This is a genomic window from Bacillus basilensis, from assembly GCF_050630465.1.
In the GTDB taxonomy this organism is placed as follows: Bacteria; Bacillota; Bacilli; order Bacillales; family Bacillaceae_G; genus Bacillus_A; species Bacillus_A basilensis.
Genome location: NZ_JBNTQO010000006.1, coordinates 115,902 through 142,088, shown reverse-complemented (window position 1 = coordinate 142,088; position 26,187 = coordinate 115,902). Strand labels below are relative to the sequence as shown.

Here is a 26,187-nt window from a genome sequence, read left to right as displayed (position 1 = left end):
GATAGTGGCGAAAGAAATTACTTTAATTAAAAAGAAAGTTATAACAGAGGAAGAACAGAAACAGCAAGTAGCAGATGAACTTCTAAATGAGCTATCTAATAATCGTGAAGCAGTAGAAGAAACAATGCAGCTTTTAGCACAGTTGCAAAAGGCTGGTATATTAGATGCGGCGATTAGTTTACTTGCTGCGAAGGAAGATGTTTCAAAAATCGCTGTGGAGCAATTAAATCGTGAACCAGTTAAAAATGCACTCAATAATATGATGGGGGCAGGGGAAGCGCTATCCTCAGTTGACCCAGAAGTAACAAAACAAATCACATCGAGTTTAGTCACTGGATTACAATTTGCAACAGATGAATTAAATAGTGGTAAAAAAACAAAAGTGATGGATTTCTTTAAAGTGTTAAAAGATCCAGATATCAATAGAGCCATTACATTCGGTTTTAGCTTCTTGAAAGCATTTGGACAAGGGTTAGAGAAAAAATAGAGTAGATGAAAAAGGTGATGGGGAGTAACCATCACTTTTTTCATTGTATGTATAAGAGTGTTCATGTTAAGCGGAATATATTATTATTAAAAAGATGGATTAGAAATGGAAATGTGGAATCCATCTCAAATATCGTTTTAGAATGTGGAGGAATATATGCAACACCGTAAAAGACTATCTATACCAGGAGTAATTGGACATTCCTTTCAAACAGTTAGATTTGCTTTTTGGAATGTATTAACCTTTCAACTTGCTTATAAATTATTAGCAGCGATTGTATTTGTCCCGCTATTTGGGATCATTTTTAATAAGTTATTGTATTTTGGTGGTTATGCAAATGCGACGAATGATGAATTATTAGCGTTTTTAAAGACGCCATACGGCATATTGGCAATCGTAATTTTATCATTGTTAGCACTGTTTCTTATCTTTACGGAATTTGCGGTGCTTATTATTATTTCGTACTTTGCTCATAAAAGGCAAAAGGTGAGATTACGTCCGATTTTGTATAAAACAGTAACGTATTTACCTTCCCTTTTTACATATTGCTTACCAGGATTTGTTTTGTACGCAGTTGTGTTATTACCACTATTAAGTACGGGGTATAAATCTGCATTGATTCCTGAGATTCAAATTCCTAATTTTATTACAGGTGAACTATTTAAGACAACAATGGGTCAAGTTGGATATTATGCTTTCTTTGCTGTAGTTGCCTATTTAAATCTTCGTTGGATCTTTGTTTTACCTATTATCGTTTTAGAGGAAAAGCCGTTCCGCACCGCAGCACGAAAAAGTGCAAACTTAGTAAAAGAAAGCTTTTTTAAAGTATTATTCTTTTTAGTAGGTTTTTTCATATCTGTAGGAATTGTCTTTCTTTTATTTATAGGAATTTATTTACTTTGTCTGTGGGGAGTATATGAATTTACAAACCCAGCAGGGACATTTGCATTATTAGCGGAATCAACAATGTCTGTATTTTTAACGAGTACATTGTATTTATTTAGCTTTATCGTGACACCATTTTATATTATGGCGATTACGCGATTATATTTACAAAAAGTTCCAGTTGAAGACGTTTTATTAGAAGAAGGATTGGATTATTCGAAAACGAAAGCAGATAAATGTTTCTTCCAAAAACATCGTTGGAAATTTATTGGCGTATATATTGTAGGAATTATTACTGCGGGAATGGTTGTTGCCTTCATTGTGACCTTTATTACAAACACATATAAAGAACCAATTATTATGGCTCATCGTGGTTATATTTCAAAAGGTGTAGAGAATACAAAAGAAGCTTTGCAAGGGGCTATTGATGCGAAAGCAGACTACGCTGAAATTGATGTACTGCAAACAAAAGACGGTGAATTAGCAGTTATACATGATTTGAAGTTGAAACGCCTTGCTAATGCTAATGTTCATGTGTCAGATTTAACGATGGATGAGTTAAGACAACTTACTCTTAGTCAAGATGGGTTTTCAGGACAAATAAGTACACTTGATGAGATCATTAAGCTGGCAAAGGGAAAAATCAAACTCAATATTGAAGTGAAGCTTCATGGTGGCGAAAAAGATTTCGTAAACAAAGTATTAAAAGCGATTAAAGATAATGAATTTGAGAAACAATGTGTAATTCAAACGTTACACTATCCGCTTATTAAAGAGTTTAAGCGGGCAAATCCAGATATAAAAGTAGGATATATACTGTATGCGAGTAGAGCTAACTTAAAAAATGTGAAAGCTGATTTTTATGTAGCAGAAGAATACATGTTAAATAAGAAATTAGTAAAAGAAGCAAGAAAGTTAAACAAGCCAATTTACGTATGGACGGTAAATGATATGGAAAGTTTAAAGGGATATTATAAACTAAACGTAGATGGTATCATTACCGATTATCCTGAAGATGCACGTAAAACAATTAAGATGTTAAAAGAGCAAGAGGCGGAAGAAAGTGATTTGTTTGATAAAATTACTGAAACAACAGATGATTTATTTTCCAAGTTATTTATAAGTTACCCAGCTGCTGGCTAAATGCCCGCAGCTGTTTTTTTTATGAAAAGAATATATCTCTAAAGTATTGTGTAAATTAATGACTGTATATGTATACGGCATCAGTAGGGTTTCTTACATTGTTACATTATTGTCGAATAATAAAAGATTACTGTTTGTTTTGAAGAAGTATAATAAAAATAGAGTGATAGATAATGAAATGAAATGAGAAACTTAATAGAATCAATGTTTTATATATTTACACTATTCTAAATATATAAACTTTAAAAAAATAGTATGTTAGCGTTTTCATAACTTTTAAGTTATGCTAGAATAAGGACATAAGTTATTAATTATTACAAAAAGAAAAAAGACTTTCTTTTTTCTGTTAATTATAAGGGGGCATTTCATTATGCGTATTGGGGTACCAGCAGAAATTAAAAACAACGAAAACCGTGTAGCAATGACACCAGCAGGTGTTGTACATTTAATTCGTAACAATCACGAAGTATTCATTCAAAAGGGTGCAGGTTTAGGATCTGGTTTCACAGATGCTCAGTATGTTGAAGCAGGAGCGAAAATTGTTGATACAGCTGAAGAAGCTTGGAACATGGAAATGGTTATGAAAGTTAAGGAACCAATTGAAAGCGAATACAAACACTTCAGCGAAGGTTTGATCTTATTCACATACTTACACTTAGCTCCAGAACCAGAATTAACAAAAGCATTAATTGAAAAGAAAGTTGTTTCTATTGCATATGAAACAGTACAATTAGAAAACCGTTCTCTACCATTACTTGCACCTATGAGTGAAGTAGCTGGTCGTATGGCTGCACAAATTGGTGCACAATTCCTTGAGAAGAACAAAGGCGGTAAAGGTATCTTACTTGCAGGTGTTCCAGGGGTTAAACGTGGTAAAGTAACAATTATCGGTGGTGGACAAGCTGGTACAAATGCTGCTAAAATTGCAGTTGGACTAGGTGCGGATGTAACAATCATCGACTTAAGTGCAGAACGTCTTCGTCAATTAGATGACATTTTCGGAAATCAAGTGAAAACTTTAATGTCTAATCCTTACAATATTGCAGAAGCTGTAAAAGAGTCTGATCTTGTAATCGGTGCAGTATTAATCCCAGGTGCAAAAGCGCCAAAACTTGTAACAGAAGAAATGATTCAATCAATGGAACCAGGTTCTGTTGTTGTAGATATCGCAATTGACCAAGGTGGTATTTTCGAAACAACTGACCGTATTACAACTCATGATAACCCAACTTACGAAAAACACGGCGTTGTTCATTATGCAGTTGCAAACATGCCAGGTGCGGTTCCACGTACATCAACTCTTGCATTAACAAACGTAACAGTACCATATGCAGTACAAATTGCTAACAAAGGCTACAAAGAAGCTTGCCTAGGCAACGCTGCATTACTAAAAGGTATTAACACATTAGATGGCTATGTAACATTCGAAGCAGTTGCAGAAGCTCACGGTGTAGAGTACAAAGGTGCTAAAGAATTACTAGAAGCAGAAACAGTATCTTGCTAATAGAAGCATTATACAAAACAAAATCGAACACTATATAAAACAACATGATAAGAGCTAAGAGATAATACCTCTTAGCTCTTCTTGGTAAAAGGGGGCATTCATCGTGGCCAACCTATTTAAAAAGAAATCCGTTACGCAATTGTTAGGGGAAAGTAAAAGTAAAACTTTAACGAAAACGCTAGGGGCATTTGACCTAACAATGCTAGGGATTGGTGCGATAATTGGTACAGGGGTTCTAGTATTAACTGGATTAGTAGCCGCAAGAGATGCTGGTCCAGCAGTTATTTTTTCATTTATGATTGCAGCAATTGTTTGTGGATTTGCAGCTTTATGTTACGCAGAAGTTGCATCTACACTTCCTGTTTCAGGTAGTGTGTACACATATTCGTATGCAACAATTGGTGAGTTTGTTGCCCATTTAATGGGATGGACATTGTTATCCGTATATGTTGTAACGACTGCCGCAGTAGCTGGTGGATGGACGGGTTATTTCCATAACTTAGTGAGTGGATTGGGACTTGAAATTCCAAAAGAATTGCTAACGATTCCAGCACAAGGTGGTATGGTAAACCTACCAGCAGTTATTGTTACGTTGGTGATAACTTGGTTATTATCACGAGGTACGAAAGAAAGTAAACGTGTGAATAACATAATGGTATTAATTAAAATTGGTATTGTTGTTTTATTCATTGCAGTTGGTGTATTCTACGTGAAACCAGAAAACTGGATACCATTTGCACCTTACGGTTTAAGTGGAGTGTTCGCAGGGGGAGCAGCAGTATTCTTTGCTTTCTTAGGATTTGATGCATTAGCAACTTCTGCTGAAGAAGTAAAAAATCCACAACGTGATCTACCAATTGGTATTATTGCTTCACTAGTTATTTGTACAATCATTTATGTTGTAGTTTGTCTCGTTATGACAGGTATGGTTTCTTATAAGGAATTAGATGTACCTGAAGCTATGGCATATGTGTTAGAAGTTGTAGGACAAGATAAAGTGGCTGGTGTAATTGCTATTGGAGCTGTAATCGGTATTATGGCTGTAATTTTCGCTTACATTTATGCAACAACTCGTGTATTCTTCGCGATGAGCCGTGACGGTTTATTGCCAAAATCTTTCGCGAAAATTAACAAGAAGACTGAAGCACCAACATTTTCAGTTTGGTTAACAGGAATTGGTAGTGCTTTAATTGCTGGATTTATCGATTTAAAAGAATTGTCGAATTTAGCGAATATTGGAGCGTTATTAACATTCGCCATGGTTGGTGTAACTGTTATCATTCTTCGTAAAACGCATCCGAAATTACAACGTGGATTTATGGTACCACTTGTACCGATCTTACCGATTATTTCAGTTGCATGTTGTGTATTCTTAATGGTAAATTTACCATTAAAAACATGGATATACTTCGGTGTTTGGTTAGCAATTGGAGTAGTTGTATACTTTGTATATTCGAAAAAGCATAGTCATTTAAAAGACGATGGAAGTTCGCAGGATAATTTAGAACAAGCTAATTAAAAGCTTAATTAAAAGGGATATAAGTATAGTAAGCCTTGTGCGTCTAGGGAACGCGCAAGGCTTTTTCTTTTGTGCAAAGTGTACATCCTTTTTTGTATGAGAATGTAATTGATGCGGAAAATATGTGTAGATCTTTTTAAAATGTGAACGAAATGTTCAAAAAAATGTATTAGATTTCATTGACACATATGAATGGACGCTCATATAATAAAGGTATAAGACATATGAATGATTGTTCATATGTTCAAATAAAGAGGTGAGCTATAATGGCTGGAAATAAAGTAGAAACACCACAAGAGACATGTTCTCAAACGATAATCCATGAAGAAGTTGTGGATCAAGTAAAACAAACAATTCCAACTGATGACAGTTTAAGTAAAGTAGCAGAATTATTTAAAGTATTAGGCGATCGTACACGTACGAGAATATTACATGCATTATTTGAAGCTGAAATGTGTGTTTGTGATTTAGCTTATTTATTAGGAATGACACAATCATCTATTTCACATCAGCTTCGTGTGTTAAAGCAAGCGAAACTTGTAAAGAATCGTAAAGAAGGAAAGGTCGTTTATTATTCGTTAGCTGACCAGCACGTAATTCATATCTTCGAGCAAGCGTTTGAACATGTAAACGAGGAAGAATAAAAAAAGAACGCGAGGAGGGAGAACGATGGCTGAAGCATTAGTGAAAAAGAAACTGATGTTAGAAGGTTTAGATTGTGCGAACTGTGCAATGAAAATTGAAAAAGGTGTTGGAAATATAGAAGGAGTAAATTCTTGCTCTGTAAATTTCGCGACAAAAACAATGGTTTTAGAGACAGCACAAAATAAAGAAAGCGAAGTTGTTACAGAAGCAAAACAACTCGTTACAAAATTAGAACCGCACATTAAAGTGCAAGAAGAAAAAAATACAAAAGTGGCAAAAGAAGTATTTATATTAGAAGGTTTAGATTGCGCGAACTGTGCGATGAAGATTGAATATAAGGTTAAGGAAATGCCGACTGTTTCAGCAGCAACTGTTGATTTCGTATCAAAGAAATTACGAGTTGAAGTAGCGAATAAAAGAGAATTAGAAGCGACTGTAGCCAATATAACAAATGTCGTTCAAAAGTTAGAACCAGATGTGAAAGTTGTTCGTGAAGAAAAGGGTGGCCATGACCACGGGCATAGTCACGACCATGGTGAAGCAAATGTGAAAAAGATGGTAGGACGATTAGTGATCGGCGGAATTTTGACAGCAATTGCTGCATTAGCTGGCTTACCACAAATGATAACAATTCCGTTATTCGTTCTTGCGTATTTATTAATAGGTGGAGATATCGTTTGGAGAGCGGTAAGAAACATAACTCGTGGCCAAGTGTTCGATGAGAACTTCTTAATGGCAATTGCAACACTAGGAGCTTTTGCGATTCAGCAATACCCAGAAGCAGTTGCAGTAATGTTATTCTATCAAGTAGGAGAACTATTCCAAAGTATTGCGGTGAACCGTTCTCGAAAGTCAATTACTTCATTAATGGATATTCGTCCTGATTACGCGAATGTAAAAGTTGGAAATGAAACGAAACAAGTATCACCAGAAGATGTACAAATTGGCGATTATATTATCGTGAAACCTGGTGAGAAAGTACCGTTAGACGGAAAAGTGGTTGAAGGAACATCAATGGTAGATACTTCAGCGTTGACTGGTGAATCTGTACCACGTGAAGTTGAAGTTGGAAATGATGTACTAAGTGGTTTTGTGAACCAAAATGGTGTATTAACAATTGAAGTTACAAAAGAATTTGGTGAATCAACTGTATCAAAAATTTTAGATTTAGTTCAAAATGCAAGCAGTAAAAAAGCGCCAACAGAAAACTTTATTACGAAGTTCGCACGTTATTACACTCCAGTTGTAGTTATTACAGCAGCGATTATGGCGTTTATTCCACCACTTATTTTAGAAGGAGCTACATTTGCTGATTGGATTTATAGAGCTTTAGTGTTCTTAGTAATCTCTTGTCCATGTGCGTTAGTTGTATCTATTCCTCTTGGGTTCTTTGGAGGTATCGGTGGTGCATCTAAAAGTGGTGTGTTAGTAAAAGGAAGTAACTATTTAGAAGCTTTAAATGATGTGAAATATATTGTTTTTGATAAAACAGGAACATTAACAAAAGGTGTCTTCAAAGTTACAAAAATGGAACCAAGCAAAGGCATTACAAATGAAGAATTATTAGAGTATGCAGCATTTGCTGAAGTGTATTCTAACCATCCAATTGCACAGTCGATTCGAAATGCATATGGAAAATCAATTGATGAAAAAATAATCGATGATTATAGCGAAATTTCTGGTCACGGTACAGTCGTAAAAGTACAAGGAAAAGAAATTTTTGCAGGTAATGCGAAATTAATGAGAAAAGAAAACATTACATTTAAGCAACCAGAAACAGTAGGTACATTAGTTCACGTTGCTGTAGATGGAAAATATGCAGGTTATATTGTTATCTCTGATGAGGTAAAAGAAGATTCAAAACAAGCAATTCAAAAGTTAAAAGAACTAGGTATTAAGAAGGCAGTCATGTTAACTGGTGATGCAAAACTAGTTGGTGAAGCTGTTGGTAAAGAGTTAGGTTTAGATGAAGTTCATGCAGAACTATTACCGCAACAAAAAGTAGAAGAGATTGAAAAAATTGATGCAGCGAAGCATGGGAAAGAAAAAGTTGCTTTCGTTGGTGATGGTATTAATGATACACCGGTATTAGCAAGAGCTGATGTTGGTATTGCAATGGGTGGTTTAGGATCAGATGCAGCAATTGAAGCGGCAGATATCGTTATTATGACTGATGAGCCTTCAAAAATTGCGACAGCTGTAAACATTGCAAAACGTACACGACGCATTGTATGGCAAAATATCATCTTTGCATTAGGCGTAAAAGGATTAGTTTTATTACTTGGTGCTTTTGGTATTGCAACAATGTGGGAAGCTGTCTTCTCAGATGTTGGTGTGACACTGCTGGCAGTATTAAATGCAATGCGTGTATTACGAGTGAAAGATTTATAAAAAAGAGGACGCAGGTTGCGTCCTCTTTTTTAGGTTATTTTGTTGAAATTGACTCAATAAAATAATAACAAATATTATTCTGTAAATAAATAACGTAATATTAAAATTTACAAATAAAAAATATTTGTCTTATTATCTTAATATATTTTCCACAAAGATACATATAGTATTGAAAAAACAGAGAAGGAGAAGCTTCTCTGTTTTATTTTTGTATATTTTTTTCAACTTGTTCTCGAACAGTTTGAATGTAATTCATTTTATGATCCCAACATTCTTGACTTAGATCGACAGGGTACTCTTCGGGATTTAAAGTTCGCATATATTCTTCCCAAAATAATGCGAGACTCTGTTCATTATATTTTTGAATATCTAATATGCCAGGTAATTCATATGTTCTTTCACCGTTAACGAAAATATCTTTATGCAGTTCGCGTGCTTCAAAGTTTGTTACAAATTTACTTATATACGTGTGAACAGGATGAAACATTTTTAAACGTTCTTCTTTTCCTGGCTCTTCAGAATCTAATGCAATATAATCGCCTTCTGCATGATTGTTCACTCGATTGATAATGCGATAAATACGCTTAAGTCCTGGAGTGGTAATTTTTTCAGGGTTAGATGAAATTTTAATTGTATCATTTAATTTTCCATCAGTATCTTCAATCGCAACTAGTTTATAAACAGCCCCTAACGCTGGTTGCTCAAAGGACGTAATTAATTTTGTTCCAACGCCCCATACATCAATTTTTGCTCCTTGAGATTTCAAGTGCATAATTGTGTATTCATCTAAATCGCTAGAAGCAATAATTTTTGTATTTGTAAACCCAGCTTCATCTAGTAATTTTCTTGCTTTTTTAGATAAATAAGCCATATCCCCACTATCAAGGCGAATGCCGTAAAAATCGATACGATCTTCAAACTCTTTCGCAACGCGAATTGCATTTGGAACACCAGATTTCAAAGTGTCGTATGTATCGACAAGAAACACACACTTTTTATGTGTCTCAGCATATTTTTTGAAAGCAACATATTCATCGCGATACGCTTGAACGAAAGAGTGAGCATGTGTGCCGGCTACAGGTATTCCAAAGCGTTTCCCAGCCCGTACGTTGCTTGTAGAGGAGAAACCACCAATAAAGGCAGCGCGTGTGCCCCAAAGGGCTGCATCGAACTCATGGGCACGTCTTGTGCCAAACTCTAAAAGTTCATCATTATTTGCAGCGTGCTTCATACGAGCTGCTTTTGTTGCAATTAATGTTTGGTAATTCACAATGTTTAACAGGGCAGTTTCAATAATTTGCGCTTCGCCAAGCGGTGCATCAACACGTAATAAAGGCTCGTTATTAAATACAACTTCACCTTCTTGCATACCTCGAACCGTCCCAGTAAATTTCATATTTTGTAAATAATGAAGGAATTCTTCTTCAAATTGTAATTCTGCTAAATAAGCGATATCGCTTTCGGTAAAGCTGAAGTTTTCTATGTACTCTACAATCTTTTCAAGACCAGCAAAAACAGCATAACCGTTCTCAAATGGAAGTTTTCGAAAGTATAAATCAAACACCGAGCGGCGATTATGAATACCATCTTTCCAATATGTATAAGCCATATTAATTTGATATAAATCTGTATGTAAGGCATAGCTATCGTCTTTATAATAAGTCATCGCGAAACCACCTCCATAATTTGGTTATAGTATACCAATTTTTCACCGCTCGTAGCAAAGAATGGATATGGAAGTAGAGTCAAGAGGGAAAAAAATGAAATAATGCATATTTTTTAGAAAATTAACATTTATCAATTTATATTTCTCAAGATTTTATGTATTATTAGAGTAATGGGGGTAATGAGAATGGAGGAGGACAATGCAACAAACATTAGAAAAAATAGGCAAACAAGTCTTTTACAAACGGCTACAGCAAAAAATGACACAAGAAGAATTATGTCAGGGCATTTGTTCTGTCTCATACTTAAGTAAAATCGAAAATGGAAAGATCGAAGCATCAGAAGAAATTCTACAATTGCTCTGCGCAAGATTAGAAATTGCCGTGACGGATTTGAGGGATGTAGAGGAAGATGTGAAGGGGAAGCTGGAGGATTGGCATAAAGCTATCGTCCATTTAGAAAGAGAACGAATTGAGCAAATATATGCTGATTTACAAGAAGAAATTGAGCAAGTAACTGATTTTGAAATTATGAATTATTATGAGCTATTATATGTACGTTATCTTATGATTAAGCGTGATATTGATAATGGAGCGGAAAGATTAAATAAATTAAAAAAAGGGTATAAGAAATTATCTCAGTTTCAAAAAATGTTATTCACATATAATGTTGCGTTATTGAATTGTTTACAAAACAAATGGAAGATAGGATTAGAGAGTTTAATTGAAACGGAAAAAATGGCGAAAGGGCTAAATTATCATGAGAATGGTATTTATTATAATTTAGCATTAGCATATAGTCATTTAGAAAATCCGTATAAAGCTCTGCATTTTGCTAACATTGCAATAGAGGGATTCCGTAATGAGTATAAATTCCGTAATGTGATAAACTGTCAATTTATTATAGCGATTTGTTTTGTAAGGCAAGGACAGTACAAAGAGGCTTTGGATATGTACAATAGCATTTTACGTGAAGCGAGTTCATTTTCTGAAAATGAGGCAATTATGAGTATCGCATTAAGTAATATTGCAGAAGTCTACGGTAACCAACAACAATACGAAAAGGCTAAGGAATTTTATTTGAAAAGTTTGCAATATCATCAACATGAAGATGATAATTACTTAGATACTTTATATCATACAGCATTACAGTGTATTCACTTAAAACAAATGGATGAGGCGAACCAGTGGATAGAAAAAGGTATTTCTATTGCTCAGCGACAAGAAAAGTATAAAAGGGCATTATATTTATTAATTATTTTACAATATAAATATTTCCGTACATCGGATGAATATAAGAAATTTCTAGAATTAGAGGCTATACCATTTTTTAAAAGTGAAGGTAATTTAATCTATTTGAAGCAAGTGTATTTAGAAATTGCGAATTATTTCGAAGGGATCCGTAATTTCGAAGAGAGTAGTCGTTATTATAAAAAAACTATTTCGTTACTAGAAAAAGGGGAGGAGAAATAATATGAAAAAAGTGATGTTTTTAGGACTTGTTATTGGAGTTGTGTTTTTGACACAGTTTATTGAACAATATTCGTCAAGGCCAGATGTTTTAACGCAAGGAACACAAGTAGTTGAAACAATTGAATCGTAATAAAAACCCCTTTCCAACAGGAAAGGGGTTTTTTCAATATTTGTTCTCCAAAATTCTACAATACTTGAGAAAATAATTATTTGAATTTTTAGTATATTAATAGTGAAAACATAATGCTAATATGAAACTACTCTTTTTCAAAAAAATAATTTATTAGGGGGAAGATTCATGAAAAAGAAAAGTTTAGCGTTAGTGTTAGCGACAGGAATGGCAGTTACAACGTTTGGAGGGGCAGGATCTGCATTTGCGGATTCTAAAAATGTGCTCTCTACGAAGAAGTACAATGAGACGGTACAGTCACCTGAGTTTATTTCTGGTGATTTAACTGGGGCAACTGGTAAGAAAGCAGAATCTGTTGTGTTTGATTACTTAAACGCAGCAAAAGGTGATTACAAGTTAGGGGAAAAGAGTGCGCAAGATTCTTTCAAAGTGAAACAAGTGAAAAAAGATGGTGTAACTGATTCAACAGTAGTACGTATGCAACAAGTATATGAAGGAGTACCTGTATGGGGTTCTACGCAAGTAGCTCACGTAAGTAAAGATGGTTCTTTGAAAGTATTGTCTGGAACAGTTGCACCTGATTTAGACAAAAAAGAAAAGTTGAAAAATAAAAATAAGATTGAAGGCGCAAAAGCAATTGAAATTGCGCAAAAAGATTTAGGTGTAACACCTAAATATGAGGTAGAACCAAAAGCGGACTTATATGTATATCAAAACGGTGAGGAAACAACATATGCATACGTTGTGAATCTAAACTTCTTAGAGCCAAGCCCAGGAAACTACTACTATTTCATTGAAGCAGACAGCGGTAAAGTATTAAATAAATATAATAAATTGGATCATGTAGCAAATGAAGATAAGTCACCAGTTAAGCAAGAGGCACCTAAACAAGAAGCGAAACCGGTTGTAAAGCCTGTAACAGGAACAAATGCAGTGGGTACTGGTAAAGGTGTATTAGGAGATACGAAGTCACTTAATACAACGTTATCTGCATCATCTTACTATTTACAAGATAATACGCGCGGAGCAACGATTTTCACATATGATGCGAAAAACCGTACTACATTACCGGGAACATTATGGGTAGATGCAGATAATGTTTTCAATGCAGCGTATGATGCAGCAGCAGTAGATGCTCATTACTATGCGGGTAAAACATATGATTACTATAAAGCTACATTTAATAGAAACTCTATTAATGATGCAGGAGCACCATTAAAATCAACAGTTCATTATGGAAGTAGATATAATAATGCATTCTGGAATGGCTCTCAAATGGTATACGGAGATGGTGATGGTGTAACATTCACTTCATTGTCTGGTGGAATTGATGTAATTGGTCATGAATTAACACATGCTGTTACAGAGTATAGCTCAGATTTAATTTATCAAAATGAATCAGGAGCATTAAATGAAGCTATTTCAGATGTTTTTGGTACATTAGTAGAGTATTATGATAACCGTAACCCGGATTGGGAAATTGGTGAAGATATTTATACGCCTGGTAAAGCAGGAGATGCACTTCGCTCTATGAGTGATCCAACGAAATATGGTGATCCAGATCATTATTCTAAGCGTTACACTGGCACTGGTGATAACGGTGGCGTTCATACAAATAGCGGTATTATTAACAAAGCAGCTTATTTATTAGCGAATGGTGGTACGCATTACGGTGTTACTGTAAACGGTATTGGTAAAGATAAAGTAGGAGCGATTTATTACCGTGCAAATACGCAATATTTCACGCAATCTACTACTTTTAGTCAAGCTCGTGCTGGATTAGTACAAGCTGCAGCTGACTTATATGGTGCTAGCTCTGCAGAAGTAGCAGCAGTTAAGCAATCATATAGTGCTGTTGGCGTAAACTAAGGCTTTAAGGGATAGTTATAATAAAATACCTCAAAAATAAAGAAGGAGCATAGGCTCCTTCTTTATTTTTTTCTCCATTTTTTCCACAAATAAAACAACCCAATAGCGCCTGCAATGGTTACAATCCACTTCGCTTCATTTGTTCCATTGATAACATGATATGCCGAATATACTTCAATCAATAAAGCCGGTATTTTACCTATTGTACTGGCAATACTGAAGGATAGTAATGACATTTTACCTAGAGCTGCAAATAAAGTAACGATGCTGGATGGGATGAAAGGTATCAATCGGAACGATAGGACAAGTAGAAAGGCCTCTCTACCTTTTACATAAAGGAGGCGCTCTACCCTTGGATACTTATTTACTTTACTGTGAGTGAATTTCTGAAGGCCTATACGATAAATATAAAACGAGATAATAGCTCCTAATGCCTCACCTGCGATCGAAATAATGGTTCCGTTTGTTACACCGAAGAGTTGTATGTTAATAGCCGTCAAAAAAATACTAGGGATAAAACCTAAAAGACTGATGATGATGTTAATTAAGATACTAAGTGGAATTGCAATTGAATAATAGTCTGTTAAGAAGTTTTGAATTGTTTCAGCCATTGTTTAAAATCCTTTATCTTTTTTTGCATTACACCATATTTCTGTTGTGTAGGCAAGTGGAAATTTACATAATGTAGAAAACGTTGATAAAATTACTTTCATATACCTCATATGGGTATTAGGTATATGAAAGTAGGGGTATATTTTTCTAGATTAAAAAACACCGAATAAATCCTTTATTTAAAGGGTTTATTCGGTGTTTTTTTATGGGTAGTTTAACTTGGGAAATAATCATAAAAATATAGGGGTATATTTATGGAGGGGGTCGAAAATAGCGATTTAATGAAACTAGGGTGGTAATATGGCAAATAGATGAGGAATTTTAAAAATGTGTTTGTTTTTTTGTTGTGAAATTGACTTTTAGTGAAGTTACGATAATAATCATGAAAGAGGTGATATGATGAAACGAATAAGTAGTCTTTTCTTGAGTAGTTTATTGGCATTAATGCTGATCTTAAGTGGATGTGCAGGAAAAGAACAAAAAACAGAGAAACAAACAGGGAATCAATCGACATCAGTAGAAAAAATTAGTGATAATATTTTAGATGAAATGGAAGGGCCGCCTAAAAATGGTCATACAATTGAAAGACATGTAGGCAAATCAGAAGAGGATTTGAAGAATCGCTTGAAGACAGATAAAGTATCAGCGGCAAGTACATACTATGATAAGGAAACAGCGACGAAAGCTGTAAAAGATAGTTTGAAGCAGCATGATAAGGAAATTCAAGATTGGTTGAAAAATTCTAAAGAGGCTCGTCTCGTATTAAATACAACTCATTCATTCCCGGTTGGTAAAACGGTAATAAAGAAAAATATGAATGTAAAAGACAAGTTAGTAAAAACTGTTACTGTTTTAGCGAGAGATAAGTCAGGAGATTTAGGATATAAGATTATTACTTCTTATCCATCTGATAAATAGAAGGGGGAGTAAATATGTATACGACATTACAATATTTTCTCAAATCGTACTGCACGTTAAGTATCCATGAAGAGGAAATAGTAGGCGTGATGGAAGAATTTATAGAGCAAGAAGACGAAGAAATTGTTTTGAAATTACGCGATGAATTATTATATATGAAGAAAAAGAACGCTTGGGAAGAGGCGTGCGTATTAGTTGCGAAGCAAGGAAATCGTATGTGGTCTTTAGAAGAAACGAAAGACCATCTTGCAACCTTTTTATTATTATTGCAAAAGAAAAAGGCGTGAGTAGATCACGCCTTTTTTTGGTTTGATGGTACCTCATTGTGTTGGAGCGCTTTTATATACGCTTTTTGAAATTTGTCCATTAGATACTACTTCACCGTTTTGTGTTACTTTTTTATACGTAACGGCTGTTATTTTATCACCAGTCCTACTAACTACTTGAGAAGAAACTTCAACATTTTTACCAGTATTGGTACCGAAAATGCGTGTAGTAATACTACCTCCATTTGAAAATGCTTGAATATAAATATGATTGCCTGTATTGTTTTTAAATTTTAAATCTGGACCATAATCTGCTACTGCTGCATCTTGCCCAAGTGGTAAATAATTTACAGGCATAGAATGATTGCTTCGAGAAACAATTCCTAGATCTGCCCTTAAAGCTGCGCTATATAAAGTACTACTAACTTGGCAAACGCCTCCGCCAGCACTTTGTATAACCTTACCTTGTGAATATACAGCTGCGGATTTATAACCATGTGCAGCATCAGTTACGCCGACGCGACCATTAAAACTAAACGTTTCATCAGGTGCGACAATAACGCCACTTAAAGTATTAGCCGACTTATTTACGTTGAAGGATTGATTCCCGTTACGACCAGCCATTGGAGTCGAATATTCAGCGATTACTTCTTTAATCCCCATTTTCTGTATATCTTCTGTAGAACGTTCAGGTTTTAATAGTGTAACTGGCAACGTAACGTCAGATGTACCAGAAGTAATGGCCTGTTTCGTTAAATCGGTTAACTTGCCTTTATCAATTTTTTCTCCATTTTGACTTTGGCTAATATTTACTGTAGCGCCTTCAATACTTAATTCTGCATTAACAGGATTTTTTAATGTTTCATTATATTTATCCTTCATAAAGCTTTCGTAGGTAGTTGTATTTAATTGAGGTGTTAATTTATAGTCGCGTTTCAATTCACCGTTTCCAGCCTGCTTCCGCATTTTGTAACGATTCATTGCGTTTCCTTCTTGTTCTTTAAAGATCTTGTCGATAATATCTTTTTCTTTATAATTTATCCCTAAATCTTTCCATGTGTAAGTTTGTTTATCATTTTGGAATATGTAGGTAAGAGATTTTTGATCTAATTCAGTTATCTTTTGATTAATAATTGCTTGAATATCTTTTTTATTTTTTCCATCGAGAGAAATACCTTCAAATGTAGTATTTGGTAATGCAGTAGTATCTAATTGATTATTTAGTTTGGATACATATTGATATCCACTAACACCGCCTACACAAAGTAATATGCCCCCAGCAATTGCAGAACCGATCAGTATTTTACCTAGCTTCATTTATTTCCCCCCAGAAATTTTTGTATAAATATATGTATTACATTTTTTGTATAAAAATGATGAAAATAACATTATGTACGTACTAGTATACTATTATTTTCACTACGCGTGTAATGTTTTTATAAAAATTGTTACACTGATGTAATAATTGTCTCTTTTTGTCACAATATGCATGAGAAATATGTTGAAAATTATAATAAAAAGGCTGTCTAGAAAGATCTAGCAGCCTTTTTATTATAATTTTTTATGTTGATTTTTATTCGTAACACCGAGATGTTCTTGAAGTGTTGTCGATATATTATTGACGCTTTTTTCGTTTGGAACGTAATAATAAATACCGCCTATATATTTATCAATACCTTCTACTTGCAATTTGTCCATTTTTAAGTCTGAACCCATTGAATTTTTGGCAATTGTCATCATATCATCAAAAGTTAAATTTGTTTTTAAGTCTTTATCAACAGCGTCTAATAGACCACCAATTTTATTAATGGAATTAAGCGATAATGCCTTTTCAGCAATAGCTTCTAAAACAAGCTGTTGTCGTTGACCGCGCATATAATCACTATCGATATGACGAGTTCTCGCTAGTGCTAGTGCTTCTTCTCCGTTTAAATGTTGACGTCCTTTTTTAAGGTGAATTGCTTCTGCTTCATCTTTACTATTTTGTTCTGTAAACTCCACTGGAACATATACAGTAATACCACCAAGGGAATCAACAATTTTGATAAAGGATTTAAAGTTGAATTTTACATAGTAATCAACCGGAACGTCTAAAAAATTCTCAACTGTATCAATTGTACTGTCTACACCACCGAATACGTGCGCATGTGTAATTTTATCGTATTTATCACGTGATTTAATATAGACACGTGAGTCACGTGGAATACTGACAAGCTTAACAGATTTATCGTTTTTATTAATTGTTGCAAGTAATAGTGCATCTGTACGAGTTGCTTTCCCATAATTCTTGTCCCTAATATCACTTTCATCAACACCCATAATAAGTACGGAAATGTTATCAGTCATAGGTTTAACGGCTTTTTCACGTTTGCTGGATTTATCTCCGCGACCAAGTTCAGAATAGGCATTACTTAAAATTGATTTTGCTTTACTGTATATATGGAAGGAGTAGCCTCCTGCTCCAAGTGCTATAATCAGTAATGGAATAAGAAGGAACCAAAGTAGGTGTTTTTTCTTTGAGTGTCCTTTTTTGGCTCGAGTATCTTTGTTCATATCGGATTTCATCATTTTTTCTCCTTTAAAACTATCAAAGTGTATACATCTTAGAAGCGCATTCAAACACATAAAAAATATTGTACGCTAAATAAAAGCGATTGTACATGTATAAAAAATAGATGTCTTGATTATTTATCCCGTATTAACGGGCAGTAAAACTCCCACCTCAAAGTCCAGCGAATGCAAGGAAGTTAGGCGGGAGATAACTGCCCGTTAATACCCGATTGGTTCAACTAATAATCAGAAGGGGAAATCCCGCTCTGATTAAAGTTTCACTTTATAAGACATCTATTCGTTATTGTATACAAAAGATAGGGATAAGAAAATGATAAAATTTTACCTAATTACAACATAATGCTTACGATAATTGCAGATAAAATACTAACGAGAGTGGCTCCATACAGTAATTTTAGGCCGAAGCGAGCAACGACATTGCCTTGTTCTTCGTTTAATCCTTTTACCGCACCTGAAATAATTCCAATGGAAGAAAAGTTGGCAAAAGAAACGAGGAACACAGAAATGATACCAATCGTACGGGTAGAGAGAGTACTGGAAATTTTGCTAAGATCCATCATGGCAACGAATTCATTTGTTACAAGCTTCGTTGCCATAATGCTACCAGCCGCGACAATTTCAGAACTTGGTACACCGATAAGGAATGCAATAGGTGCAAATACGTAGCCGATTAATTGTTGGAAAGTAATGTCGAATATAATGAGGAATAAGTCATTAATGCAACTAATTAATGCGACGAATCCGATGAGCATAGCGCCGACAACGATGGCTACGCGAAAGCCATCTAGAATGTATTCTCCAAGCATTTCAAAAAAGCTTTGCTTTTCGCCTTTAATCTCTAAAATATCTTCGTCATCTTTAACGTCGTAAGGGTTAATGATGAGTACGATAATAAAACCACTAAATAAATTGAGAACGAGTGCGGTTACTACATATTTAGGTTCAATCATTGTCATATAGGCACCTACAATAGACATAGATACGGTTGACATGGCAGATGCACAAAGTGTATAAAGACGGTGTTTCGGAATTTGAGCTAATTGTTTTTTTACCGTAATAAAAACTTCTGATTGGCCGACAATGGCAGATGCGATAGCATTATAAGATTCTAATTTCCCAAGACCATTTATTTTACTGAGGAAGTAACCGATCCAACGAATGAAAAATGGTAGTATTTTGAAATGTTGTAGTATACCAATTAAGACGGAAATGAAGACAATTGGTAATAAGACAGTAAGGAAAAATGGCATTTCACCTTTATTGGCAAGACCGCCAAATACGAAGTTTATACCATCAGCAGCATACTCAAGTAGCTTTGTAAACAGACTGGAAATGACTCGAATAAGTATGAGGCCGATTTCTGTATTTAATAATAAATAAGTTAAAATTAACTGTATAATAAGCATGATGAAAATTGGTTTAAATTTAATATGTTTCTTATTATTGCTAGCGATATAAGCAAGGAAGAAAACAACGATAAGTCCCACGAAAAAGGTAATAAATTTCATAGTAAGCCCCCTAAAAGAGATATTCTGCTATATATGTTTTTCATTTCAAGGGAGAATATGCATCTTTGGTAAAGAAAGGAATAGAGAAGTCATGAATATAAGTAAAGTGCATCACGTTGCAATTATTTGTTCGAATTATGAAGTGTCAAAGGATTTTTATACTAGGATATTAGGTTTTAAAGCGATAAATGAAGTATATAGAAAGGAAAGAGATTCTTATAAGTTAGATTTATGTATAGGACAAGAGTATCAAATTGAATTATTTTCATTTCCAAATCCGCCGAAGCGGCCAAGTTTCCCAGAGGCAGCTGGACTTAGACATTTAGCATTTGCTGTTACAAATATAGAAGAAGCTGTGCAACATTTAAGTCAATGTGGCGTTGAAACTGAGGCGATACGTATTGATGAGATAACTGGAAAAAAATTTGTTTTTTTCCAAGACCCTGACGGTCTACCTTTAGAATTGTATGAGGTTTGAAATTGGTGAATTTTATATAGGGTTGCTTTTGAGTAAATGAAGAAACTAAAGTGAAACTTCTTTTTAAAAGGAGGTGTAACTTTAGCTAAGAAAGCTAAAGGGTATATGTGGATATTTTAAAATTACTGATGGTAGCCGTCCTTATTGGATTAACAGGTTTTTTTGTAGCTGTTGAGTTTGCAATTATTAAGGTGCGTAGCAGTCGTATTGATCAACTCGTTAGTGAAAAACGACGAGGAGCATTGGCAGCGAAAAAAGTAACTTCGAACTTAGATGAGTATTTATCAGCATGTCAGTTAGGTATTACAATTACTGCTTTAGGGCTTGGGTGGTTAGGCGAGCCGACTATAAAACATTTACTTGAGCCGTTGTTTTTAAAACTACACTTATCTCCTGCAATTGCAAGTACCGTTTCATTTATTATTGCATTTGCAGTTATTACGTTTTTACATGTTGTTATTGGTGAACTTGCTCCAAAGACGTTCGCCATACAAAGAGCGGAGCAAGTTAGCTTATTATTATCGAAGCCACTTATTTACTTTTACCGTGTAATGTATCCGTTTATTTGGGCTTTAAATGGTTCGGCAAGGCTTGTAACCGGATTATTTGGTTTACATCCAGCTTCTGAACATGAAGTAGCTCATTCAGAAGAAGAATTACGATTAATCTTATCTGAGAGTTATGAGAGCGGAGAGATTAATCAAAGGGAATTTAAATATGTAAATAACATTTTTGAATTTGATAATAGAGTAGCAAAGGAAATTATGGTGCCGCGTACGGAAATTGTAGGTTTATATGAGGACGAACCATTTGAAACACATATTAAAATAATCGCACAAGAAAAATATACGAGGTATCCTGTATTCGGTGAAGATAAAGATGAAATCATTGGGATGGTTAATGTAAAGGATTTATTTATTCGTTATATGGATGGTAATCGAGAGGAGGAATGCTCGATTACGCCATATACAAGACCAGTTATTGAAGTGCTAGAAAATATTCCTATACATGATTTGCTATTGCAAATGCAAAGAAAACACATTCCATTAGCTGTGTTGTATGATGAATATGGAGGTACAGCAGGGATTGTTACATTAGAAGATATTTTAGAAGAAATTGTTGGAGAAATCCGAGATGAATACGATGAAGATGAACACCCGCCTATAGAGCATATAAGTGAAGGGTGTAAAATTGTAGAAGGAAAAGTGCTTATTAGTGAAGTGAATGATTTATTTGGCATTCACTTAATCGCTGATGATGTAGATACAATTGGTGGCTGGATTATGGTACAAAAGCAAATCGTTGCTGAAGGAGATATTATTGAGAAACATGGCTTTTCTTTTAAAGTTCTGGAAAAAGATATGCATCAAATTAAACGAGTAGAAATAAAGAAGGGAGAAGAATGATTTTCTATAAAAGTTATATATAGAAAATTAAATGTTTGCGCTTTCAAAAGAGGTGCTATATAGTGAAGGTGGATACTGAAAAATTCTTCTGGATGATACTCGTATTTTTAGAGGGCGAATTTTTTAGATAGGGATTTAGAATGAAAAGTATAGGTGATGAAAATGATAGCAACGAAGGATATACGTATAGAAAAAGATTTTTTAGGCGAAAAAGAAGTACCAAGTATAGCTTATTACGGTGTACAAACATTACGTGCTGTAGAAAACTTCCCGATTACAGGATATCGCATTCATCCGTCACTCATTACGGCAATGGCAATTGTGAAAAAAGCGGCAGCACTTGCAAATATGGATACTGGTTACTTAGCGAAAGACATTGGACATGAAATTGCAGAGGCAGCGCAAGAGATTGTTGATGGAAAGTTCCATGATCAATTTATTGTGGATCCAATTCAAGGCGGTGCTGGAACTTCTATTAATATGAATACAAATGAAGTAATCGCTAATCGAGCATTAGAACGTATGGGATATGAAAAAGGCGAGTATGCAAAAATTAGCCCGAACACGCATGTGAACATGGCTCAATCGACGAATGATGCGTTTCCAACGGGAATTCATATTGCAACTCTTATGATGTTAGAAGAACTTCTTATTACAATGGAAGAACTTCATTCTGCTTTCCGTACAAAAGCAAAAGAGTTCGATCACGTCATTAAAATGGGGCGTACACATTTACAAGATGCTGTTCCGATTCGTCTTGGACAAGAATTTGAAGCGTATAGCCGAGTGCTTGCGCGTGACATAAAAAGAATTAAACAGTCTCGCCAACATTTATATGAAGTGAACATGGGGGCGACAGCTGTTGGTACGGGATTAAATGCAAACCCTACGTACATTGAACAAGTGGTTAAACACTTGCGTACATTTAGCGGATTCCCACTTGTTGGTGCAGAGCATTTAGTTGATGCAACGCAAAACACAGATGCATACACAGAAGTATCTGCGGCATTAAAAGTATGTATGATGAATATGTCTAAAATTGCGAATGACCTTCGTATTATGGCATCTGGTCCACGTGTTGGATTGGCGGAAATTCAATTACCAGCTCGTCAACCAGGTTCATCTATTATGCCAGGTAAAGTAAATCCTGTTATGGCAGAAGTAATTAATCAAGTTGCTTTCCAAGTAATTGGTAATGATCATACAATTTGCTTAGCATCAGAAGCAGGACAATTAGAGTTAAACGTAATGGAGCCTGTACTCGTGTTTAATTTAATTCAATCTATTAGTATTATGAATAACGGATTCCGTGTATTCCGTGAATATTGTATTAAAGGAATTACAGCAAATGAAGAATTGCTGAAGCAATATGTTGAGAAAAGTGTTGGAATTATTACAGCAGTTAACCCTCATATTGGTTATGAAGCAGCATCTCGTATTGCACGTGAAGCGATTGAAACAGGAAAATCTGTTAGGGAGCTATGTTTAGAGCATGGTGTACTGACAGAAGAAGAATTGGATATTATTTTAGATCCATTCGAAATGACGCATCCTGAAATTGCTGGAGCTTCTTTACTAAAGAATAAGAAGATGTAATGTGAAAAAACACCGATCCATTTGGATCGGTGTTTTATTTTTAAAAGATATTAAATACAGCATTTAATTGAAGTAAGCTAATAATAGCTAAGAAGATTAAACTATATTTCATCACTGTTTTAAATAGAGCAGATTCTTTACCAACTAGTCCAACTGCCGCACAAGCAACTGCTACAGATTGTGGTGAAACCATTTTTGCTATTGTGCCACCAACTACGTTTAATGAAACGAGAGTAGATGGAACAATGTTTAATTGATCGGCAGTTACTGCTTGAAGTGGTGCGAATAGTGAACCACTAGATACTACTGAACCAGTAATGAATACGCCAATCCATCCTAAGATTGGAGAAAGAATAGGGAATGCATTTCCAGTAGAAGAGAATGCAAGTCCAAGTGTAGATGACATACCAGAGTAGTTCTCTACGTAAGCTAAAGCGATAACGCTACAAATTGTATATACTGGAACCTTTAATTCTTTTATTGTTTCAATCATTAATTCTTTAATCATTTTGCCGTTTACACGGTAGACGATAAGTGAAACGATAATTGCTAATACAATCGCAGTAGTTGTAGAAGAGAATACATCTAGTTTGAAAATCGCTGCGAAAGGTGTATCAGCTTTTGTGATTGGTGCAGTTTTTATAACTTGATTATGAAGACCAGGGAATTGAATGTTAAATACTAAGTTTGCTAATGGACCATCCGGAGCAAATAAAGCTTTAATTGGTTTTAAATTAAAGATTGTTACAAATGCAGTTAAGAATACGAATGGAGACCAAGCATATAAAATTTGATTGAATGTATGAGATTCTTTTTCTTCTTGTTTTTCTTCTTTAGCAGAAGATTTTGGTTGCCAAACACGTAAGAATAATGCAAGAGCGACCATACTTATGACTGCTGCGAAAATATTAGTAAGTTCAGCGCCTAAGAAGTAAGTTACAACGAACTGAGTAATTGCGAAAGAAACACCACTTACAAGAATACCTTGCCAAGTTTCTTTAATACCTTTAATTCCATCGACCATTGAAACAAGTAAGAAAGGTAATACAATACTAATGAATGGTAAAATAAGAACAGTTTGACGACCGATAGTTAATGCATCTAGCTCAGTTAATTGTGCAGGTACTGTAACTGGAATACCCATAGCCCCCATAGCACCACCAGCGATATTAGCTACTAAGCAAATACCCGCTGCTTTTAATGGATTAAAGCCCATACCTACAAGTAATGCAGCTGTAATAGCAACCGGAACACCGAAACCAGCTGCGCCTTCTAAGAAAGCGCCGAAAGAATAAGCGATTAATAATACTTGTAAACGTTGATCATTTGTAATACTTGAAATGCTATCACGAATGACATTGAATTGTTCTGTTTTAACAGTTAATTTGTAAAGGAAGATAGCTGCGATAACGATAGTACAAATTGGATAAAATCCAGATAAAACACCAAATCCGGCAGATGCTACTGCTGCAGTTGTAGGCATTTTATAAACAAATATAGCAAGAATAATAGCAACAATTACACTGTAAAGACCAGCCATGTAACCTTTCATTTTGAATCCCACTAAACAAATAATGAAGCAAAAAATTGGAAGTGCTGCAATTAGAGCAGATAACCAAATATTGTTTAAGGGGTCATAAATTTGTGTCCAAGTACTCATAATGATGACAACTCCTATCTATTTTATGTGAATAAATTCACATTATTTGTGAAACAATTCACAATCAACTTACATGCTTAGTATATTCTCCTTCAACACTATTGTCAACGTAAAAAAGTATAATTATTCCATAATAGTATTAAAAGAAATACTTTGTTCATAAAGTAGACAAAAAGCGCACTCAAGTTTATTTGAGTGCATTGTATAAATTATTTACATATTCTTTTTATTAGCTGATGTCTTGGTATCGAGTATATAGGGTGTTGGAATACTTAAGATTTGATAGGCGTGACATGCTTATCCCATTTGATCTAGTTGGAAAGGGAAATCATGTATCTTTAATAAGAAGTCTCGAATAACAGTCCAAGTGATTACGATAATAATTAAAAAAACAATAAGTCAATTTTTAATATTACATTAGCTCTTTTTACTGAAAATTCCTTTTAGTGTAACAAAGAGGTTAAAAATGCTCCAACCACTTTACGAAAGGTTATCAATTATAGATGATATTTTACGATATCATTACCGTACGTTTCAATGAGGTGAAAATATAACAAAAAGCTTGATAAAACAACGTTTGCAAGCAAAGTATTTGCAGTCCGTTGTTTTGCTTTTTCGTTATATCATATAGTATAATATTCAAAATCAGCAGGGATTTTTTCCTGAGTTCTTTGCTGGTTAAGATGGAAAAAAATTTCGGCTTTATAAGTTGATAAAGTTATGTCGTAACAGGAAATATAAGAACAGATATATAAATAAATAAAAAGAAAATAAAAACGAAAATGAGGGGAACTTTATGAGCCAAAATCAATTCGAATGTCGTATTTCAGAAGAAGATGTACAAATGCTAAGAGCGTTGGCGCATCCATTGCGTCTGCGTCTAGTAATGGAACTAATGCAACGTGGAACTTGTAATGTAACACAATTACAGGAAGTGTTAGAAATTCCGCAATCAACAGTTTCGCAACATTTAACAAAATTAAAACAAAATAAAGTAGTGCGCTTTGAAAGACGAGGATTAGAAGTGTATTATCAAATTCATAATGATAAAGTAAGTGAAGTTGTAAAAACATTATTTTCTTAAAATTTGAATATTATGGAAAAAGACGTGTGGAATATACGTCTTTTTTATTTGTCATAAAGGTAACAAGAGAGTAAATATTAGCATGTGTGGAAGAAATGACTATTAACCAACATGCTGCTTTACGGAATATATTCTAAATAGAAAAGAGAAGATAGAAAGGAGTGTAGTAAGTAAAAGGAGGAATAATAGTATGGATGTAAAACGTGTGAAACAAATTTTATCTTCTTCAAGTAGAATTGACGTTACATATGAGGGCGTACCAGTATGGATTGAGAGCTGTGACGAGCAGAGTGGGGTTGCTCAAGTGTATGATGTATCTAATCCTGGAGAAAGCGTTCACGTGAACGTGACGGCTTTAGAGGAGAAGTAATAGAAAAG

At 34.6% G+C, this 26,187-nt stretch carries 22 protein-coding genes; 16 read left to right on the top strand and 6 right to left on the bottom strand.

What is annotated here, in order from left to right; all coding sequences use genetic code 11:
• Window positions 1-4 precede the first annotated feature (4 nt).
• The 6 genes from ACQVV1_RS14820 to ACQVV1_RS14795 all read left to right on the top strand — a co-directional run bounded on the left by ACQVV1_RS14820 (window position 5) and on the right by ACQVV1_RS14795 (window position 8,574).
• Window positions 5-487, top strand: a complete 483-nt coding sequence (locus ACQVV1_RS14820) for a helical membrane plugin domain-containing protein (protein ID WP_063225177.1) — start codon at window positions 5-7, stop codon at window positions 485-487.
• A 156-nt stretch (window positions 488-643) separates the two neighbouring features.
• Window positions 644-2,515: a glycerophosphoryl diester phosphodiesterase membrane domain-containing protein gene (locus tag ACQVV1_RS14815; protein ID WP_431169042.1), complete on the top strand. Its 1,872-nt coding sequence runs from the start codon at window positions 644-646 to the stop codon at window positions 2,513-2,515.
• A 370-nt stretch (window positions 2,516-2,885) separates the two neighbouring features.
• On the top strand, window positions 2,886-4,019 hold the full coding sequence (gene ald / locus ACQVV1_RS14810) for an alanine dehydrogenase (RefSeq protein WP_060629494.1): 1,134 nt from the start codon (window positions 2,886-2,888) through the stop codon (window positions 4,017-4,019).
• Window positions 4,020-4,122: 103 nt separating this feature from the next.
• Window positions 4,123-5,538, top strand: coding sequence for an amino acid permease (locus ACQVV1_RS14805; RefSeq protein WP_242255454.1), 1,416 nt, complete (start codon window positions 4,123-4,125; stop codon window positions 5,536-5,538).
• Between the two features lie 266 nt (window positions 5,539-5,804).
• Entirely contained in the window at window positions 5,805-6,182 is a 378-nt protein-coding gene (locus ACQVV1_RS14800) for an ArsR/SmtB family transcription factor (RefSeq protein ID WP_063225173.1), read from the top strand.
• 25 nt (window positions 6,183-6,207) lie between these two features.
• A complete protein-coding gene (locus tag ACQVV1_RS14795; protein ID WP_431169041.1) occupies window positions 6,208-8,574 on the top strand; it encodes a heavy metal translocating P-type ATPase in 2,367 nt (788 codons plus the stop codon).
• A 202-nt stretch (window positions 8,575-8,776) separates the two neighbouring features.
• Here ACQVV1_RS14795 and ACQVV1_RS14790 read toward each other — a convergent pair whose 3' ends face one another.
• Complete coding sequence (locus ACQVV1_RS14790; RefSeq protein ID WP_431169040.1) at window positions 8,777-10,240, bottom strand: nicotinate phosphoribosyltransferase; 1,464 nt, start codon at window positions 10,238-10,240, stop codon at window positions 8,777-8,779.
• Between the two features lie 199 nt (window positions 10,241-10,439).
• Between ACQVV1_RS14790 and ACQVV1_RS14785 the strand changes: the two genes are divergently transcribed.
• The 3 genes from ACQVV1_RS14785 to ACQVV1_RS14775 all read left to right on the top strand — a co-directional run bounded on the left by ACQVV1_RS14785 (window position 10,440) and on the right by ACQVV1_RS14775 (window position 13,710).
• Window positions 10,440-11,711, top strand: a complete 1,272-nt coding sequence (locus ACQVV1_RS14785; RefSeq protein WP_431169039.1) for a tetratricopeptide repeat protein — start codon at window positions 10,440-10,442, stop codon at window positions 11,709-11,711.
• Between the two features lies 1 nt (window position 11,712).
• Window positions 11,713-11,841 (top strand): NprX family peptide pheromone, encoded by a 129-nt coding sequence (locus tag ACQVV1_RS14780; protein WP_141439183.1) that lies wholly within the window; start codon window positions 11,713-11,715, stop codon window positions 11,839-11,841.
• Window positions 11,842-12,009: 168 nt separating this feature from the next.
• The gene (locus ACQVV1_RS14775; RefSeq protein ID WP_242255439.1) at window positions 12,010-13,710 is read left to right on the top strand and encodes a M4 family metallopeptidase; all 1,701 of its coding nucleotides are present in this window, start codon (window positions 12,010-12,012) and stop codon (window positions 13,708-13,710) included.
• 62 nt (window positions 13,711-13,772) lie between these two features.
• On the opposite strand, the gene ACQVV1_RS14770 is transcribed toward ACQVV1_RS14775, so the two are convergent.
• Window positions 13,773-14,321 (bottom strand): TVP38/TMEM64 family protein, encoded by a 549-nt coding sequence (locus ACQVV1_RS14770; protein ID WP_063225167.1) that lies wholly within the window; start codon window positions 14,319-14,321, stop codon window positions 13,773-13,775.
• 400 nt (window positions 14,322-14,721) lie between these two features.
• Here ACQVV1_RS14770 and ACQVV1_RS14765 point away from each other — a divergent pair, with 400 nt between their 5' ends.
• Window positions 14,722-15,240 carry an RNase A-like domain-containing lipoprotein gene (locus ACQVV1_RS14765; RefSeq protein ID WP_000822712.1) on the top strand — a complete coding sequence of 173 codons (519 nt, stop codon included), beginning with the start codon at window positions 14,722-14,724 and terminating at the stop codon, window positions 15,238-15,240.
• 14 nt (window positions 15,241-15,254) lie between these two features.
• Window positions 15,255-15,527, top strand: a complete 273-nt coding sequence (locus ACQVV1_RS14760) for a hypothetical protein (protein WP_431169038.1) — start codon at window positions 15,255-15,257, stop codon at window positions 15,525-15,527.
• A gap of 33 nt (window positions 15,528-15,560) precedes the next feature.
• Here ACQVV1_RS14760 and ACQVV1_RS14755 read toward each other — a convergent pair whose 3' ends face one another.
• The 3 genes from ACQVV1_RS14755 to ACQVV1_RS14745 form a co-directional block, all read right to left on the bottom strand.
• Complete coding sequence (locus ACQVV1_RS14755; RefSeq protein WP_431169037.1) at window positions 15,561-16,823, bottom strand: VanW family protein; 1,263 nt, start codon at window positions 16,821-16,823, stop codon at window positions 15,561-15,563.
• 234 nt (window positions 16,824-17,057) lie between these two features.
• Window positions 17,058-18,074 (bottom strand): LCP family protein, encoded by a 1,017-nt coding sequence (locus ACQVV1_RS14750; protein ID WP_431169036.1) that lies wholly within the window; start codon window positions 18,072-18,074, stop codon window positions 17,058-17,060.
• A gap of 332 nt (window positions 18,075-18,406) precedes the next feature.
• Window positions 18,407-19,585, bottom strand: coding sequence for a NupC/NupG family nucleoside CNT transporter (locus tag ACQVV1_RS14745; protein WP_242255435.1), 1,179 nt, complete (start codon window positions 19,583-19,585; stop codon window positions 18,407-18,409).
• A gap of 91 nt (window positions 19,586-19,676) precedes the next feature.
• Between ACQVV1_RS14745 and gloA2 the strand changes: the two genes are divergently transcribed.
• The 3 genes from gloA2 to aspA all read left to right on the top strand — a co-directional run bounded on the left by gloA2 (window position 19,677) and on the right by aspA (window position 23,065).
• Window positions 19,677-20,063, top strand: a complete 387-nt coding sequence (gloA2, locus tag ACQVV1_RS14740) for an SMU1112c/YaeR family gloxylase I-like metalloprotein (protein ID WP_431169035.1) — start codon at window positions 19,677-19,679, stop codon at window positions 20,061-20,063.
• Between the two features lie 107 nt (window positions 20,064-20,170).
• Window positions 20,171-21,469: a hemolysin family protein gene (locus ACQVV1_RS14735; RefSeq protein WP_242255431.1), complete on the top strand. Its 1,299-nt coding sequence runs from the start codon at window positions 20,171-20,173 to the stop codon at window positions 21,467-21,469.
• 162 nt (window positions 21,470-21,631) lie between these two features.
• A complete protein-coding gene (gene aspA, locus ACQVV1_RS14730; RefSeq protein WP_242255429.1) occupies window positions 21,632-23,065 on the top strand; it encodes an aspartate ammonia-lyase in 1,434 nt (477 codons plus the stop codon).
• A 40-nt stretch (window positions 23,066-23,105) separates the two neighbouring features.
• Here aspA and ACQVV1_RS14725 read toward each other — a convergent pair whose 3' ends face one another.
• Window positions 23,106-24,725 carry an L-lactate permease gene (locus ACQVV1_RS14725; RefSeq protein WP_431169034.1) on the bottom strand — a complete coding sequence of 540 codons (1,620 nt, stop codon included), beginning with the start codon at window positions 24,723-24,725 and terminating at the stop codon, window positions 23,106-23,108.
• A gap of 796 nt (window positions 24,726-25,521) precedes the next feature.
• Here ACQVV1_RS14725 and ACQVV1_RS14720 point away from each other — a divergent pair.
• Together ACQVV1_RS14720 and ACQVV1_RS14715 are read left to right on the top strand one after the other, a co-directional pair.
• Window positions 25,522-25,809 (top strand): ArsR/SmtB family transcription factor, encoded by a 288-nt coding sequence (locus ACQVV1_RS14720; RefSeq protein ID WP_000081429.1) that lies wholly within the window; start codon window positions 25,522-25,524, stop codon window positions 25,807-25,809.
• A 190-nt stretch (window positions 25,810-25,999) separates the two neighbouring features.
• Window positions 26,000-26,179, top strand: coding sequence for an acid-soluble spore protein H (locus ACQVV1_RS14715; RefSeq protein WP_000382683.1), 180 nt, complete (start codon window positions 26,000-26,002; stop codon window positions 26,177-26,179).
• The last annotated feature ends 8 nt before the right edge of the window (window positions 26,180-26,187 follow it).